Origin of the sequence: Clostridium sulfidigenes, assembly GCF_000732635.1 — a bacterium.
Classification (GTDB): Bacteria; Bacillota; Clostridia; order Clostridiales; family Clostridiaceae; genus Clostridium_J; species Clostridium_J sulfidigenes.
Genome location: NZ_JPMD01000028.1, coordinates 54,483 through 72,623, shown reverse-complemented (window position 1 = coordinate 72,623; position 18,141 = coordinate 54,483). Strand labels below are relative to the sequence as shown.

14 protein-coding genes and 1 pseudogene are annotated in these 18,141 nt (G+C 30.1%); 13 read left to right on the top strand and 2 right to left on the bottom strand.

Annotated features, from left to right (window positions below):
* The first annotated feature begins 9 nt into the window (after positions 1 to 9).
* The 5 genes and pseudogenes from IO99_RS19670 to IO99_RS11625 all read left to right on the top strand — a co-directional run bounded on the left by IO99_RS19670 (position 10) and on the right by IO99_RS11625 (position 7,409).
* A complete protein-coding gene (locus IO99_RS19670) occupies positions 10 to 1,257 on the top strand; it encodes a xanthine dehydrogenase family protein molybdopterin-binding subunit (protein ID WP_035133593.1) in 1,248 nt (415 codons plus the stop codon).
* A gap of 19 nt (positions 1,258 to 1,276) precedes the next feature.
* On the top strand, positions 1,277 to 2,227 hold the full coding sequence (locus IO99_RS19665) for a xanthine dehydrogenase family protein molybdopterin-binding subunit (protein WP_035133591.1): 951 nt from the start codon (positions 1,277 to 1,279) through the stop codon (positions 2,225 to 2,227).
* 107 nt (positions 2,228 to 2,334) lie between these two features.
* Positions 2,335 to 2,877 carry a hypothetical protein gene (locus IO99_RS11635; RefSeq protein ID WP_035133589.1) on the top strand — a complete coding sequence of 181 codons (543 nt, stop codon included), beginning with the start codon at positions 2,335 to 2,337 and terminating at the stop codon, positions 2,875 to 2,877.
* 244 nt (positions 2,878 to 3,121) lie between these two features.
* Positions 3,122 to 5,046: pseudogene (locus IO99_RS11630) on the top strand (ABC-F family ATP-binding cassette domain-containing protein).
* 41 nt (positions 5,047 to 5,087) lie between these two features.
* Complete coding sequence (locus tag IO99_RS11625) at positions 5,088 to 7,409, top strand: ATP-dependent DNA helicase (protein WP_084178160.1); 2,322 nt, start codon at positions 5,088 to 5,090, stop codon at positions 7,407 to 7,409.
* Between the two features lie 84 nt (positions 7,410 to 7,493).
* Here the strand turns inward: IO99_RS11625 and rbr are convergent, their stop codons facing one another.
* Together rbr and IO99_RS11615 are read right to left on the bottom strand one after the other, a co-directional pair.
* On the bottom strand, positions 7,494 to 8,033 hold the full coding sequence (gene rbr, locus IO99_RS11620; protein ID WP_035133587.1) for a rubrerythrin: 540 nt from the start codon (positions 8,031 to 8,033) through the stop codon (positions 7,494 to 7,496).
* A gap of 272 nt (positions 8,034 to 8,305) precedes the next feature.
* On the bottom strand, positions 8,306 to 8,782 hold the full coding sequence (locus IO99_RS11615) for an ABC transporter transmembrane domain-containing protein (RefSeq protein WP_051824069.1): 477 nt from the start codon (positions 8,780 to 8,782) through the stop codon (positions 8,306 to 8,308).
* Between the two features lie 265 nt (positions 8,783 to 9,047).
* On the opposite strand from IO99_RS11615, the gene IO99_RS11610 reads away from it, so the two are divergent.
* The 8 genes from IO99_RS11610 to IO99_RS11575 all read left to right on the top strand — a co-directional run bounded on the left by IO99_RS11610 (position 9,048) and on the right by IO99_RS11575 (position 17,930).
* Positions 9,048 to 9,722: a hypothetical protein gene (locus IO99_RS11610; RefSeq protein WP_035133585.1), complete on the top strand. Its 675-nt coding sequence runs from the start codon at positions 9,048 to 9,050 to the stop codon at positions 9,720 to 9,722.
* Positions 9,723 to 9,741: 19 nt separating this feature from the next.
* Entirely contained in the window at positions 9,742 to 10,392 is a 651-nt protein-coding gene (locus tag IO99_RS11605) for a zinc dependent phospholipase C family protein (RefSeq protein ID WP_035133582.1), read from the top strand.
* A 239-nt stretch (positions 10,393 to 10,631) separates the two neighbouring features.
* Positions 10,632 to 11,699: an NAD(P)H-dependent flavin oxidoreductase gene (locus IO99_RS11600; RefSeq protein ID WP_035133580.1), complete on the top strand. Its 1,068-nt coding sequence runs from the start codon at positions 10,632 to 10,634 to the stop codon at positions 11,697 to 11,699.
* A 132-nt stretch (positions 11,700 to 11,831) separates the two neighbouring features.
* Positions 11,832 to 13,340 (top strand): DUF1846 domain-containing protein, encoded by a 1,509-nt coding sequence (locus IO99_RS11595; RefSeq protein WP_035133578.1) that lies wholly within the window; start codon positions 11,832 to 11,834, stop codon positions 13,338 to 13,340.
* Positions 13,341 to 13,527: 187 nt separating this feature from the next.
* The gene (locus IO99_RS11590; protein WP_035133576.1) at positions 13,528 to 14,916 is read left to right on the top strand and encodes an MATE family efflux transporter; all 1,389 of its coding nucleotides are present in this window, start codon (positions 13,528 to 13,530) and stop codon (positions 14,914 to 14,916) included.
* A 182-nt stretch (positions 14,917 to 15,098) separates the two neighbouring features.
* Positions 15,099 to 16,094: an asparaginase gene (locus tag IO99_RS11585; RefSeq protein ID WP_035133574.1), complete on the top strand. Its 996-nt coding sequence runs from the start codon at positions 15,099 to 15,101 to the stop codon at positions 16,092 to 16,094.
* Between the two features lie 111 nt (positions 16,095 to 16,205).
* Complete coding sequence (locus tag IO99_RS11580; RefSeq protein WP_035133572.1) at positions 16,206 to 16,976, top strand: copper homeostasis protein CutC; 771 nt, start codon at positions 16,206 to 16,208, stop codon at positions 16,974 to 16,976.
* A gap of 150 nt (positions 16,977 to 17,126) precedes the next feature.
* The gene (locus IO99_RS11575; RefSeq protein WP_035133569.1) at positions 17,127 to 17,930 is read left to right on the top strand and encodes a polysaccharide deacetylase family protein; all 804 of its coding nucleotides are present in this window, start codon (positions 17,127 to 17,129) and stop codon (positions 17,928 to 17,930) included.
* Positions 17,931 to 18,141 lie beyond the last annotated feature (211 nt).

The following is an 18,141-nucleotide window of genomic DNA, read 5'->3' as shown; positions in this document are numbered from 1 at the left end:
GAGGTTGCAATGGAGTCTGTTGGAAGAGGACTTATAAGGCCAGATGTATACAATAAAGTACTAGGTAAATCGATTTATCCTGACGATTTAGAATTTGAAGGTATGTTATATGCTGGAGTAAAAAGAAGTACAATTCCCTATGGAAAAGTTAAAAGTATAAATATGGAAGAAATAAGAGCCATGGAAGATGTGGAAATGGTCATAGATTATACTATGATACCAGGAGCTATAAGTCATGGTGTTGTATTTAAGGATATTCCTACTCTTGTGAAAGATATAATTAAAAGAGTAGGGGATCCCATAATTATAATAGTTGCTAAAAATAAGGAAGCTTTAAAAGACGCTTTAAATAATGTGAAAATAGAGTATGAAGAGTTTAAGGGCATTTTTAATATTGAGGATGCTTTAAAAGAAGATGCTCCAATTTTAGGTGAAGAAAGTAATTTACTTTATGATTTAAAGATAAAAAAAGGGAATATTGATGATGGATTTGAGGAAGCTAAATATATAGTAGAGAACTGGTATAATACTCCTATGGTAGAACATGCTTTTCTACAGCCTGAGGCATCTGTAAGCAGAGTTGATGAAGAGGGAGTGGTAGAAGTATATGTTGCAACTCAATATCCACATTATGATAGAGAAGAGGTAGCTAGGTGCTTAAATATTGAGGAAGAAAAGGTTAGAATTAGAAATATGACTATTGGTGGAGCCTTTGGAGGTAGAGAAGATATTAATCCACAATGTCACGCGGCAATTGCAGCTTATTTGACTGAAAAACCAGTTAAGGTAGTTTATGATAGAGAAGAATCTACTATATCCCATAGTAAAAGACACCCTATGAAAATTCTTTTGAAAACAGGAGTGAGAGAAGATGGTAAACTTTGTGCATTAAAAGCTAGAATCTATGGGGATACTGGTGCATATGCTTCATGGGGGATAAATGTATTAAGAAAGGCTGCAGTACATGCTACCGGTCCATATAATATAAAGAATGTAGATATAAGAGCCATGGCTATATATACCAATAATCCATATAGTGGGGCAATGAGAGGATTTGGAGCAACACAATGTCCTATTGCTACAGAAAGTCAGATGGATATGTTAGCTGAAAAGATTGGGATTCACCCACTAAAATTTAGATATATAAATGCTTTAAAAGTAGGAGATAAAACTGCTACAGGTCAAGTATTAAAATCAAGTGTAGGTCTTAAAAAATGTATAGAAAAGCTTGCAGACCTTGATGGAGTAGAAATTTAAAAGAAGGTGTGAAATTGATATGAAGAACCGTGGTGTAGGGTATGCTACTATATTTTATGGTACTGGGTATGGAAATGGGTTTCCTGATGAATCAAGAGCAACAGCAGAACTTAGGGAAGATGGTGAAATTGTAGTATATGTGGAAGTTTCAGATGTAGGTTCTGGTGGTATAAGTGTGATGTGGCAAATTGCTACAGAAACATTAAAAATAGATAAAAATCTAATTAAAGTAATGTATGATAACACTAGTTTTGTAAAAGATAGTGGTACTGCAGCAGCAAGTAGACAAACTTACAATACAGGAAATGCTGTATATGATGCTTGTAAAAAACTTAGAAGTAATTTTAATAAAGGTTTAAGTAGATCAAACGATAACTGTATTAATAAAGAAGAAATAAAGCTCCTTTATAAGCAAATGAAAGAAAAGGGAATTCCAGTAAAGACAGAAGGTTATTTTAAAGCAGAAACTTCACAAATTGATATGGAAACTGGTGAAGGTAATCCTTATTGGCCTTATACCTTTGGAGCACAAAAAGTTACTATTGAAGTAGACGATGAAACTGGCAAGGTTGACATAATTGAAGTTATAGCTGTAAATGACGCAGGAAAAATAATAAATCCAGCTTCGTCAGAAGGTCAGGCACAAGGCGGAGTTGCCATGGGAATAGGTTATGCACTTATGGAAGAAATAGAAATAGAAAAAGGTTCTATAAAAAATAGAAATTTTTCAAATTATATAATACCAACCAGTAAAGATGTACCACATATAGATACTTATTTTGTGGAGGAATTTGAGGAATCAGGTCCTTATGGAGCTAAAGGAATAGGAGAGCCTGTAATGATACCTACAGCTCCAGCTATATTAAATGCCATATATGATGCAGTAGGAGTTAGAATGTATAGCATACCTGTAACATGTGATAAGTTATTATTAGCGTTAAAAGAAAAAAAAGGTCAAATTTATAACTGATTTAAATAGAAAGTATCCATTGTTTTTTTATAATGGATACTTTCTATTTACAACTGTAACTTTATGATATATACTAATGTATATACAGTATAGGTAGGAGGATAAAAATGAAAACAAATCTAAAAAAGATGGTAATTAGTTCATTATTAATAGCTATGTCTATTATAATACCAGTAATATTTGGGCCTTTTCTTAGGGTATATATACCACCATTCTCTGCAACTTTGGCATCACACGTACCTATGTTTATTGCTATGTTCTTAGGACCTTTTGAGGCTGTAGTAGTTGGAATTGGTTCAGTGGTAGGTTTTTTATTTGCTATAGGAGATCCAATTGTGGCAATGAGAGCATCATCTCATATAGTAGTAGGATACATTGGAGCTAAAATGATTATGAAAAAAATGTCTTATGGTAAAGTTGTAGCTTTTACAGCACCAATACATGGAATTTTTGAAGGATTAGTAGTACTTATATTTACAGGTAATATAGTTTTATCAATTGTTGTAACAGGAATAGGAACTATAATTCATCACGTTGTAGATGGTTTAATTTCTCTTCCAATTATTAGAATAATACAAAAAGGATTAGGAATTAATTTATCTACTATAGGTGAAAAAAAGAAAGAAGAGCCTGAAGATGTAGCGGTATAACATATTTCTTATAGTTTTATTTTATGAAAGTTATATTTTTTAGGATAAATTTGATTAGCGATATAGTATAAAGTCCCTATAAATATTAAATATTAAGTAAAAACCTTTAGATAATAATAGTATCTAGAGGTTTTTATTTCTTTCTCGATTAGGTATAATGTCCATAGGAAAGGTTTTATAAATAGAAGATATTATAAAAAGAAAATAAATAATTAAACATAGCTAAGAATAGAGGATGATACATATGAATTTAATAACACTTGAAAATATATATAAGAGTTATAGTGAAAAACCATTATTAACAGATGTGAAACTAACCATAACATCAGAAGATAAAGTTGGAATAATTGGTGTAAATGGAGCTGGAAAGTCTACATTATTAAAAATAATTGCAGGAATAGAACAAGAGGATTCTGGTACAATTACAAAGATGAATGGACTGAACATATCTTATTTACCTCAACATATTGAGTTTAATCCAGAGGATAGGATTATTGATCATGTTTTTAATGGTGCTGGGGAAATAATGGAAGTACTAAGAGAGTATGAACATGTATTAGAAGAACTAAAAACCAATAGTGATAACTCAAAGCTGCAACAACAGTTATTTAAGCTTACTAGTAAAATTGACGCATTAGGAGGTTGGCAAATAGAAAGCGAGGCAAAAGCATTACTAACAAAGTTAGGTATAACGGATTTTGATGCTAAAATGGGAAAGCTTTCTGGAGGGCAAAGAAAGAGAGTAGGGCTTTGTAATGTGCTAATAACTCCTTGTGATCTTTTAATATTGGATGAACCTACTAACCACATGGATAATGAAATAATTGATTATATGGAGGAGCTATTACAAAAAAGAAAAGGTGGGGTTATAATGATAACCCACGATAGATACTTCTTAGATAGAATTACTAATAGGATCTTTGAACTAGATAGGGGAGAGCTTTATTCTTATCAAGGAAATTATTCTGTATTTTTAGAGAAAAAAGCAGAGAGAATGCAGCTTATGGAGGCTCTTGAAAGTAAAAGACAGAATCTCTACAGAAAAGAGTTAGCTTGGATAAAAAGAGGAGCTAAAGCTAGATCTACTAAGCAAAAGGCAAGGATTGATAGGTTTGAAGAGTTAAAAGAAACATCCTATAAGATGGATGAAGATAGAATGGAATTAAATACAGCTGGTTCAAGGTTAGGAAAGAAGATATTAGAGCTTGATAATATAAGCAAGGACTTTGGAGATAAGGTAATTATAAAGGATTTTAGTCATATCTTTACTAAGGAAGAGAGAGTAGGAGTTATAGGGAATAATGGTATGGGTAAATCTACTTTATTGAATATTATAAGTGGAAGATTAAGCCTGATAAGGGAGAAGTTACACAAGGTGAAACTGTTAAGATAGGATATTTTACCCAAGAAAATATAGAATTAGATGGAACTATGAGAGTCATCGAGTATATTAAAGAAATAGCTGAGTATATAACTACAAATGATGGAAGTAAAATTACTGCTTCTCAAATGTTAGAGAACTTTTTATTTGATGGAACCATGCAGCATAGTTTTATATCTAAATTGTCTGGTGGAGAGAAGAGAAGATTATATCTTTTAAGAATACTAATGGAAGCACCTAATGTATTATTTTTAGATGAGCCAACCAATGATTTAGATATTCAGACTTTAACAATCCTAGAAGACTATTTGGATAGATTTAATGGTACGGTAATAGCTATATCCCACGATAGATACTTCCTAGATAGAATTGCCAATAGAATTTTTAGCTTTGAAGGACAAGGAAAGATTTTAGAGCTTGTAGGAAATTATAGTGATTATAAAGAGTATAGGGATATAAAGGCTGAAGAAGAAGTTGCTACATCAAGTACTAACAAAGAAAAGAAATATGATGAAAATAAAAATCGTAAAGAAAAGTCAACTAAATTAAAATTTACATTTAAAGAGCAGAAAGAATTTGATACCATAGATGATGATATTGAAAAAAAAGAAGAAAATATTACATTAATTGAGGCTGAGATAAATCAGTGTGGAAGTGATTTCGTAAAGCTACAACAGTTGTTGGAAGATCAAAATAGATTAAAAGAGGAATTGAACTTTCTATTAGAAAGATGGGAATATTTAAATGAAATTTTTGAAGAGATGGAAACCCAGAAGCAAAATAAGTAATTCCTAGGTTTAATCATGGATCTACCTATTAGGAGAAGAATATGATAGAAAATAATATGAGAATATCTGTTAGAAATTTAATAGAGTTTATTTATAGACAAGGGGATATTGATGATAGAATAGGTGGTATTGCATCAGCTCAAGAGGGAACTAGGCTTCACAAAGTCATACAAAAGGAACTTAAAGAGCAATGTGATGAATCTGAAGAGAAGATCTATATTAATGAGATGTATCTATCAAAAGAGTTATCCTATAAAGAAATAAACATTATTTTAGAAGGTAGAGCCGATGGCGTTATTATTACTAGTTCACAGGAAGATAATAATACTAGAGTAAAAATAATAGAGATAAAGACTACCATGAAGGACTTACTTACCCTTGAAGAAAATGAAAACTTTCTTCACTGGGCCCAAGGAAAACTATATGGGCACATCTATTGTGAAGAAGAAAACCTAAGTGAAATAGATATAGATCTTATATATTGTCACAGAGAAAGTTTGCATACAAAGACCTTTTCAAAAACTTTTTTAAGGGAAGAACTAAAGGAATTTTTCAATGAAGTGATGGGCAGGTATACAAGGTGGATTCATCTTCAAAGTAGTTGGATAGAGCTAAGAAATAACTCTATTGAAAAGTTAGATTTTCCTTTTGAAAATTATAGGAAGGGTCAAAGGGAACTAGCTATAAATATATATAGAACTATTAAAGAGAAAAAAGATATTTATATTGAAGCACCTACAGGGACAGGAAAGACTATTTCAACAATTTTTCCTGCAATAAAGTCTTTTACTATAAATAATTCAGTTAAGCTTATATATCTTACAGCAAAAAATATTACTAAAGGAGTGGCTGAAAATACCTTAGACATATTAAGAGGCTCTGGTATGAGGCTTAGAACATTAACTATTACTGCAAAAGATAAGATTTGTTTTCTAGAGGAAAGAATATGTAATGGCGATGCCTGTGAATATGCAAAGGGACATTTTGATCGAGTTAATGACGCCATATTAGCTATGATAGAAAACAATGAAGTTTTTAATCAACAGATTATTGAGGAGTACAGCAGGCAATTTAAAGTATGCCCTTTTGAACTTTCCTTAGACTTAATTGCTTGGTGTGATTTTATAATAGGTGATTATAACTATTTCTTTGATCCTAAAGCTATGATAAAGCGAATGGCATTTGATGATACACCATATATATTTCTTATTGATGAGGCACATAATTTAGTAGACCGTGGAAGAGAAATGTATTCTGCTGAGATAAAAGAAAGTGATTTGAAAGAATTAAAAAAAGAATTTAAATATAAAAATAAAAAACTAATAGGTATAATAAATAAAATAATTAAGAAACTAAAGGAATATACAATAGGTGAAAAGGGCAATATAATAATAGATGAAGGCCCTGGAGAAATGCTAGTTCTTTTCAGGCTTTTTGCAACAGAAGGTGAAAATTATTTAAAAGAACACAGTGGTGAAACCATAGATGAAATATTTTTAAATGTATATTTTTCTTTCTTAGATTTTATTAGAATTGGAGAGTTATTTTCAGAGGATTTTGTACTATACTGTAATAATGAAGATATGGATATCCGGATAAAAATATTCTGTTTAAACCCAAGCAATGTGATAAAACAGTGTATAAAAGGTAATATAAGTAATATATTTTTTTCAGCCACTCTGTCTCCAATGAATTATTTTAAAAATCTACTAGGTGGAGATGATAAAAGTTATAGCATAAAACTTCAGTCTCCCTTTCCACCAGAAAATAGAAATTTGATTCTAAAATATGACATTGATACTAGATACAAGTACAGAGATAAAAGTTATTACCCAATCTGTAAATATATCAATGAAACTCTAAATAATTATGAGGGAAACTTTTTAGTATTTTTTCCTTCCTATGAATATATGACAAAAGTATATGAAGTTTACTGTAAGAATTTTAGTGAACATAATATATACTTACAAGAAAGTGTTATGACAGAGGAAGAAAGAGAAGAATTCTTGGAAAGATTTTCTTTGATGGATGTAGATAAAAATAGTAAGGAGAGAACTATAGGTTTTGTAGTTCTAGGAGGAGTATTTTCAGAAGGAATAGATTTAATTGGGGATAGACTTAAGGGAGCAATTATAGTGGGAGTTGGATTACCTAAAATATCCTTTGAAAGAAAATTAATAGAAGAATATTTTAACGAAATAGGGGAACCAGGATTTCACTATGCGTATACATTTCCAGGAATGAACAAAGTTATACAGGCTATGGGAAGGGTTATTAGAACTGAAGAAGATAAGGGTACCATAATGCTTTTAGATAAGAGGTATAGAAGTGAAATATATCAAAAGTTAATGCCTATAGAATAAGACTTTAATATAGAATAAAACATATTAAACAAGGGTATTGAATCTAGAATTAATTCTTGATTCAATACCCTTCTTATTTTAATATTAATAGTTTTTAGCTAATAATTGGAAGTAGCTTTGAGGATGTGCACAAACAGGACATGCATTTGGTGCTTTTTCTCCTTCATAGATGAATCCGCAGTTAGCGCATTGCCATACCACTTTTTCTTCTTTTTCAAATACTTTTCCGTCTTCAATATTTTTTAATAAAGCTAAATATCTTTCTTCATGCTCTTTTTCAATTTTACCTACACCTTCAAATAAGTTTGCAATTTTATCAAAGCCTTCTTCTCTAGCTTCTTTTGCAAAAGTAGCATACATATCAGTCCACTCATAGTTTTCACCAGCAGCTGCATCTTTAAGGTTTTCCATAGTATCACCTATGCCATCATGAAGAAGTTTGAACCATATTTTTGCATGTTCTTTTTCATTATTTGCAGTTTCAGTGAAAAGAGCGGCGATTTGCTCATATCCTTCTTTTTTAGCCTTTGAAGCATAAAAAGTATATTTATTTCTAGCTTGAGATTCTCCTGCGAATGCTGTTGCTAAATTAGCTTCTGTTTTAGTTCCTTTTAGATTTCCCATCTTTATTCCCCACTTTCTTATTCTATAACATTACCATTAAAAGTAAGTTATTATTTAATAATTATTATTATCTAACAATTTAAATATAGTGTACCATATAAAAAATGGAATGTAAATAATTATAAATAATTATTTACATTTATTTATAATTTCCGTAATATTTAAACTTATATATTACAATTATGAAATTATAAAAGGACTGGGAAAGTGTTAGCAAGTCAAGAAATAGGACTTTGAATATTACTGTAGAGTTGTATCATAGCGGTAAAAGTTCAATAGGGTTCTAATCCTTTTGAAATGTTTAAAGCACCCCAGCAAAATATAGAGAAATAAGCAATGGTAGAACAAAATCCCATGGATATTCCTGAAAGAACACTAAGTTTAGTATTTTTCATAGCTAACTCATATTTGTTTTTTTGTATTAGATGAAGTTTACCTACATTAAGTTTCTCCATACAAGAGGTTTTAACTATCATTAAGTTTTGAATGGATTCTTGAATGAAAGAGAGATATTTTATATCTTCTTCTTGTATTTCTTTATATAATTTTTTTAGTTTTCTACCAAAGGATCGACTAATTAAAAGCAATATAGGACCTATTATTACTGCTACAATTGCTACGGATGGAGCAAAATAAATAAGAGTAGAAAAGGAAGCTATAAAGGTTATAAGCAAAGATATAATGCTAGGAATAGTATCTAATATTGTTGAAGATATTGTTCCTACATCCGATGTGATTCTAGTAAGCAAGCTAACACTGTGAAATTTTGATTGTTCAATCCATTCACCTATAGATTTTATTTTTATATTAAAGAATTAAATATACTTCAATGAAGCGATATATAAAATATAGGTATAAGTGTAATAATGCAGTAACATAACTAAGCTAGATTTTCAACTTATAAAAAGTTTCTGAAAAATGAAAATTTATTGTAGATAAATGGAATTGAAAACGTTATAATATTTATTAAATAACAAATTTTAAAGATACAGTAGAAAAGGGGAGAATAATCAAATGAAATTAGGGGATTACTTATGGGGAGGTTTATTACTTTTATGGGCTGCAGTTTTAGTAGTTCCAACAACTAGAGAAGTATTTATGGCTATGACACAAGCATATCCATATATAAGTGGCTTTTTTAAATTCTTTGTTTTAGCTACCATGGGAGACATGTTGGGAGCTAGAATTTTACATGGACAGTGGCAAAAGACTAAAGGATTAATTTTTAAAGCAATTATATGGGGAATAATTGGAATGATGATAACTTTAGCCTTTACACTATATTCAGAAGGAGTGTTAGCTGCACAAGATATAGGCAGATTACCTTTCCATGGCTCAAAGTTTGGACATGCATTTTTAACAAGTGCTATGATGAATATTACTTTTGCACCCTTTATGTTTTTATTTCATAAGTTTTGTGATTTATATATTGATGTTAAATATAGAGGGATGAAAAAGGTAACTATAAATGATTTGGTTAAAGAAATTGATTTTAATATGCTCATAGGGTTTAGTATGTTAAAAACAATTCCATTTTTCTGGATTCCATGTCATACCCTTGTATTTTTAATGCCACCACAGTATAGAGTAGTTGCTTCGGCTTTTTTATCAATAGCTTTAGGTCTTATGATGGCTATAGCCAAAAAGTCTAAAAAAACTATAGTTAATGAACAAGAGGTCATAGGATAGTACAAGAAGGAGGGGTTTAATGGCAACTTGGATAGCTCATCTTAGAATTGCAGAAAATATATTGAAGAATATGGATGATTTAGATTCTATAGCATTTATACTTGGAAATGTTGGTCCAGATTCTGGAGTTCCGAATGAAGATTGGAGTAGCTTCAATCCACCAAAAAAAATTACTCATTGGATTAATGAAGAAAATAATATAGATGCAGAGAGGTTTTTTGATAAGTATATAAAAAATAATTTGATGGAATACTCAAAATATTCTTATGTCCTTGGATATTATATACACTTGCTTACAGATATTGAATGGTCTAAGTTTTTCAATGAAAAAAAGAAAAATGCTTTATATAATAAGAAATTAAAAGAGGATGCAAGTTTTATTTGGACCATAAAAAAGGATTGGTATGGATTAGATTTTTTATACTTAGAAAAAAATCCTAATTTTATTTTTCATACTATATTCAAAAATATAGACGAGGTACCGGATTATATAGATTATTTTCCTAAAGGGGCTTTAATGAAGCAAGTTAACTATATAACAGAATATTATTTAGGAGATAATGAAGAAACTAAGGAGAATTTTATATATCTTAATGAAGAGGAAATGGATAAGTTTATAGATGATACTTCTAAAAAGATAAATAGTATTTTAAAAGGTAAAATTCAATAAATAAAGAAAAATATTAAGAATAAGAACTATACATATGATTTTATGTTATAGTTCTTTTATTTTTGTAATCCTTTATAAATATAATAGTAGATTTTTTATGAAGAATGAGTTAATTATATATATTCCACTAGGATACTTATTGCATCAATTATTAAAATGGCTTATAATAAAATAAACTTTGATTATCAAAGTATTTGAAATTCAAAGTAAAATATCTTAATTTGAAAGGTAGTGTTTTTATGAATATAAAAGGTCTTAAGATAGGAAATATATTTGTACCTATGCCTATAATTCAAGGTGGAATGGGGATAGGAGTTTCTAGATCAAAACTTGCATCAGCAGTGACTAATGAAGGAGGAATCGGAGTTATATCTGCAGCACAAGTAGGATATGATGAAGAGGACTTTGAAAGTAATAATTTAGCTGCTAACATTAGAGCATTAAAAAAACAAATTTTATTAGCAAAAAAAGCTACTGATGGAGGAGTTATTGGAGTTAATATAATGGTCGCTATGAATAATTATAAAGAGCATGTTAAGGCAGCCATAGAAGGTGGTGCAGATATTATAATCTCAGGAGCTGGAATACCAATGGAATTACCAAAGTTAATTAAAGGTTTTTCAGTAAAAGTTGCACCAATAGTATCTTCTTTAAAGTCAGCCAAAGTTATTTTGAAGCTTTGGGATAGACATGATAAAGTAGCCCCTGACATGGTTATAGTTGAAGGACCAAGAGCAGGAGGACATTTAGGATTTAAAAAAGAAAATATAAATATGACTGAAGAAGCCTTTGATAAAGAAGTAGTAGATATAATTAATGAAACTAAAATTTATGGAGAAAAGTATAATAAGGAAATTCCAGTAGTAGTGGCTGGAGGTATATACGATGGAAAAGATATAGCTAAATACCTAAAACTAGGTGCAGATGGAGTTCAAATGGCAACTAGATTTGTAGCAACAGTAGAATGTGATGCATCAGAAAATTTTAAGAAGGCTTATGTTGATTCAAAAGAAGATGATATAGTTATAGTAGATAGCCCTGTAGGGTTACCAGGAAGAGCTATATGTAATCCATTTGTAGAGAATACTTTTAAAGGGAAATTGAAGGTGGAAAAATGCTATAGATGTATATCTCATTGTAATCCAAAAGAAACTCCTTATTGCATTAGTGAAGCACTAATAAATGGTGTTAAGGGAAATATGGATGAAGCTTTAGTATTTTGTGGAGACAATGCCCATAGGATAAAAAGTATAGTTACAGTAAAGGAATTAATGGAGGAGTTAAAAGCAGAAATTTTAAAAGCATAAAATCCAGAAATAAATCATAAACATCAAATTTAGAATTAACAAAAAAATTAAAAATTTTTAATTTAGGTTTTACTAATGATGAAAATATGTAATAATAATATGAATGTTTTATTATTAGGATGAGGTGTAAAGATGAAAATTGGATTTGATCATGAAAAATATCTGGAAGAACAATCAAAATATATTTTAGAGAGAGTAAATAATTATGATAAGCTTTATCTAGAATTTGGAGGAAAACTATTATTTGATATGCATGCTAAAAGAGTTTTGCCAGGCTTTGATGAAAATGCAAAAATAAAGTTACTTCATAAGCTTAGAGAAAAGGCAGAAATAATTATATGTGTATATGCTGGTGATATTGAAAGAAATAAGATAAGAGGCGATTTTGGAATTACATATGACATGGATGTACTAAGATTAATTGATGATCTTAGAGGATATGATTTACAGGTAAATAGTGTGGTTATAACTCGTTATAGTGGTCAACCAGCTACTAATATCTTTATAAATAAATTGGAACGTAGAGGTATTAAAGTTTATAAGCATGAAGCTATTAAAGGTTATCCTACAGAGGTTGAAACTATCGTAAGCGACGAGGGCTATGGAAGGAATCCATATATAGAAACTACTAAGCCAATAGTAGTAGTAACAGCACCAGGACCAGGAAGCGGGAAATTGGCTACTTGTTTAAATCAATTATACCATGAGAATAAAAGAGGAAATGCTGTTGGATATTCTAAATTCGAAACTTTCCCTGTATGGAATGTGCCTTTGAAACATCCTTTAAATATTGCCTATGAAGCAGCTACTGTTGACCTTAAAGATGTAAATATGATAGACTCTTTTCACTTTGATGCATACAATGAGGTTGCAGTAAACTATAATAGAGACATTGAGATGTTCCCAGTTATAAAGAGGATTATTGAGAAGATAACTGGAAAAGAATCTATATATAAATCACCAACAGATATGGGAGTTAATAGAGTAGGATTTGGAATTACTGATGATGAAGTTGTTAAGGAAGCTTCTATACAGGAGATAATTAGAAGATACTTTAAAACTAGTGTTGAATATAAAAAAGGATATGTAGATGCAGAGGTTTTCCAAAGAATTAAAATAATTATGGAAAGTTTAAATCTTAAACCAGAGGATAGAAAAGTAGTCATTCCTGCTAGAGAATATTCTAGTAAGCTTAAATTAGAAGCAAACAAAAATGATGCTTGTCCTGTGGTAGCCTTAGAACTTGAAGATGGTACTGTTTTAACAGGTAGAAGTTCAGAGCTAATGGATGCATCTTCAGCTGCTATTTTAAATGCAGTAAAGTACCTAGCTAACATATCTGATGAGATTCATTTAATTTCACCAGTGGTATTAGAACCTATAAAAAGTTTGAAAACCAATGCTTTAGGAAGTAATAATACATCTTTAAATTCAGAAGAAATACTGATTGCCCTTAGCATTTGTGCTGCTACTAATCCTATGGCTCAAGTTGCTTTAGAAAAACTTATAAAGCTTAAAGGGTGTCAAGCTCACTCTACTACTATTCTAAGTACTGGTGACGAGCAAATATTTAGAAAACTGGGTATAGATGTTACTTGCGATGCTGAGTATCCTTCACAAAATTTATTTTATAATATGTAATATAATATAAATAAAAATAAATGAACAGTGTATATTGATGATGAATTTAAAGTCATAAAATATACACTGTTTTATTTAGAAAAAAATATATTTCGACATCCTAAGTTTTTTATAGAAATTAATAGTATCAATGGTATATAATATATATTGTAGTAATAAGAAATTTAAATGTGATTTAGGAGGGACCATGGTTAAGAATAAAAGAAGTTTTATTTTGAATGATAACTTATACAAAGTAATAGGTGTCTTAGCAATTCCTATTATGATAAATAATTTAATACAAACACTATATAATTTAGTAGATGGACTATGGGTAAGTAAAATTGGATCAGTAGAATTTGCAGCCACAGGATTTGTTTGGCCAGTTAATTTTTTATTTATATCTATCGGAATGGGCTTATCTATAGCAGGTACATCTATCATTTCTCAGTTTATAGGAGCTGATAAATATGAAGAGGCTAATAAGTATGCAAGTCAGCTTTTGGTAGTATCTTTTTTATCTTCAATACTATTTGCTATAGTAGGATATATAATATCTCCCTTTGTTGTAAGAGTAATGGGGGGAACAGGTGAATTAGCAAGAAATAGTATAATATATCTAAGAATTACCTTCTTAGATATGCCTTTTATGTTTTTATTTTTTAACTTTAACTCCATAATGAATGCAGAGGGAAATACAGTATTTCCAACTGTCCTTAGTGCAATTAGTGCAGTTCTCAATATGATTTTAGATCCAATATTTATATTTACATTTAATATGGGAATCGCAGGAGCAGCTATAGCAACTCTATTGTCAAAGGCTGTTTTAGCAATAGCTGGAATTTATGTATTGATGAGAAGATCATCTAAGGTAAGACCTTCTTTTAAGAACTTTAGATTTGATAGAGAAATAATTAAGAAAATCATATCAGTTGCCCTTCCATCTTCTATTGGACAATCTGGTTCAGCCTTAGGATTTATGGCTTTAAATGGTTTTATAGTATCCTATGGCACAGCTACACTAGCAGCTTTTGCTATGGTAAATAGAATTACATCTCTTGTAATTCAACCAGCCATGGGAATCGGAGCAGCCCTTACGTCTATTATAGGTCAAAATCTAGGGTGTAACCAACTAAAAAGAGCCAAGGAAGCCTTTGTAAAAGCCATAAAGCTTACTATCAGTTTTTCTGTCTTAGGATTAATTGTCTTATTAGCTTTTGACAAACAAATTATAGGTTTCTTTATGCAGTCTAAGGACGACATGATGGTAATTTCAGAGGGGATAACATATTTGCAATATATAGCATGGTCTATGCCACTTATGGGTATATTCAGTGTATTGCAAGGGGTATTTCAGGGATCGGGTCATACTAGATATTCTATGGAGATGGAAGTGGGAAGACTTTGGTTTGTGAGACTTCCTATGATATTACTATTCAAAAATTTTACAAATATAGGTTCTGTAGGCATATGGTTTTCTATGAGTTTTAGCAATCTTATAATATGTATTTTGGGGTATATAATGTATCGAAAAGGAGCCTGGGAGAAAAATATAATTCATCATAAGGATTGTAGAGAATTGAAAGAGGCAAAATAAAGGAATCTATGGGATGAAATGAGAATTAATGTTAAAATATACACATGGGATAAATAATATCCTATGTGTATTTAATATATAGTATTGTTTTATACTTGTATATATTATTGATAGTGTTTTAGAAGTTAATCACTTTCATAAAATTTTGTGCATTGAGCACAGCGAAAGGAATGAATGTTATTATGGATGAGATTTTAGTTGAAGAATATAGGGGAGAACTTTTAGAATGTGTACATAGAGGATATATATGTTGTGTAAATGAAGATGGACAGGTTGTTTACTCTATAGGTGATCCTGGATTTGTAACTTTTATGAGATCATCAGCAAAACCAATACAAGCTATTCCATTAATAAAGAGAGGCATTGATACAAAGTATAATCTTAGTGATAAAGAAATTACAGTTATGACAGGCTCTCATAGGGCAGAACCATTTCATGTTACGGCATTAGAATCTATAATGGATAAAGTCAAGATAGATGAAGATGAACTTATATGTTTACCTACATATCCATTATCAATGAATGCTAAAGAAGAAATACTAAGAAATGGTGGAGAAAAGAGACGAATTTATCACAACTGTTCAGGAAAACATATGGGAATTTTGACTTTATGTACTGATATGAACTGTGATAAAAGGGAATATTGGAACATTAATAGCCCAGCTCAGCAGGAAATTCTTTCCCACATTTCAATGATATCTGGATATCCAAGAGAACAGATAAAAGTTGGTACAGATGGATGTGGAGTTCCTGTATTTGCAATGCCTATGAAAAATTTAGCTATGGCTTATATGAAGATGGCATGTCCTGACACTATTGTGGATGGGTTAACACGAGATGCAGTAATAAAGCTTACTAAATTAATGAATGAAAATTATGAGATGGTTTCCGGTACTGATTTAATATGCTCATTACTATTAATGGATAATAATATAGTGGCAAAGGGTGGAGCAAAAGGAGTATATTGTTTTGGACTTAGAGATGAAAGACTTGGATTTTCAATTAAGATAATAGATGGATCAGAAGAGGAATGGCCGCTAATTGTAGCGTCTATATTAGAGCAGATTAATTATAAAAATAAAGATACTATAGATAGACTAAAAAGGGTATTTCCAAGGGTTATTGTTAATGATAATAATAAAGAAGTAGGAGAAAGTATTGTAAGATTTAAGTTATAGCAGATCGACCTATTTTTAATATTAAGTTTACTTAGATAGTTATATATTAATATGTAATTATATTTAGGAAGTAGATTACATATTAAAAGGTTAGTATGGGGGTAATTGATAATGAAAGAAAAGGTTTTAGTTGAGATATGTTGTGGTTCACTAGAAGATGTTATAATAGCTAAAAAAGCTGGAGCTCATAGGGTAGAGTTAAATTCAAATATGTTTTTGGGGGGGATAACACCATCAATAGGTAATATTGAAGAAGCAAAAAAGTCAGTAGATATTCCTATTATGGTAATGATAAGACCGAGAGGAGCTGGATTTTGTTATTCTGAATATGAAATTAAAACCATGGAACGAGATATGAAAGCAGCAATTAAAGCTGGTGCTGATGGTATAGTATTTGGAGCATTACGGGAAGATGGTACTCTTGATGTAGAATTGTGCAAAAGATTTATGGATATTATAGGAGATAGAGAAGCTGTATTCCATCGTGCCTTTGATGTAGTGAAAGACCCCTTTAAAGTATTGGATACTTTAGTTGATTTAGGTGTAAAAAGAATTCTTACTAAGGGACAAAAAAACACAGTAGAAGATGGAGCAGAACTTTTAAAAGAGTTGATAAAGTATAGTAAGGGAAAAATTGAAATACTTCCAGGGGGGGTAAGACCTCATAATGTAAAATGGATGATCGAAACTTTGAAGTTTAATCAGCTTCATGTAGCCTCTTTTACTAGAAGAAAAGATCATTCAACACAATGCAATCCAGAAGTTTACTTTGGAAGTCCTCTAAATCCAAAAGAGATTGACTATGATATAGCTAACTACGAATATTTAAAAGAAATGTGTGAGAATATAAAAACTATTACTAAAGCTAATTGTATAAAATAGATAAAAATTATTTTTAACAAAGGTTGTTTCATAATAAATTTGAGACAACCTCTTTTTGTTAATTTAACCTTTAAAATAATAGTATACCTTTATAAATAAGAGCACAATATATATTAAGATAATTAACTATTTATATAAGGAGGATTAGTAATGAAAAAATTAAAATATTCTTCTGTGGTTGTACTTATACTTATATGTATATTTTGTACTTTCAATTTAGCTTTAGCTGAAGACAATAAGAAATGTACTGACAAGGAATACTCAAAAAAAATAGTATATCTAACTTTTGATGATGGACCTACCAATAATACTTTAAAGATACTGAAGATTTTAGAAGAAGAAAATGTTAAAGCTACATTTTTTGTTATAGGAGAACTAGCTAAAGAAAATTCTGATATATTAAAGCAAGTTGAAGGACAAGGACATGAAATATGTATACATACTTATAATCATAAGAACTGCATCTATTCAAGTAAGGAAGAATATTGGGAAGATTATAATAAAGCTAATAAAGCTATCACAGATGTCCTTGGTCATGAACCTTCAAAATTCATGAGAATGCCTGGAGGGTCTAGCACTACCATTGGAGATAAGGGAACTGTTAGAGCTATTAGAAATGAATTATGTGATGAGGGATTGTACTATGTGGATTGGAATATATCTATTGAGGATGCTCTTTCTACAAATGTACCTGTAGAAAAACTTTTATCTACCTTTAAAAAGGAGCTTAAAAAAACTTTTATAGATCCCAATACTGCTATAGTACTCATGCATGATGGTGCCTCAAATTCTACTACACCTAAGGCGCTTCCTTCTATAATAAAATATTTTAAGGATAATGACTACGAATTTAAAAATTTTGGAGATATATCTGAGGAAGAATTATCTCACCTTTTGAATCAAAGACAGATTAATAAATATAATCAACCAAAGCAAACGGATGCTTCAAATTAAGAATCTAATCCTTTAAAAATAATAATTACTTTATATGCATAAGTATTACACTTGATTTAATTTGACAAAGGGTTAAAGGTATGTAATATTTATGTATATAATTAATATTTTTGTATAGTTAAAATATTAATTGGAATGATTTTATTTGTAATGAAAATTTATAATTAAAATAAAGTATGTGTAGTATAGTCACAAATTATTTTATTAAGGA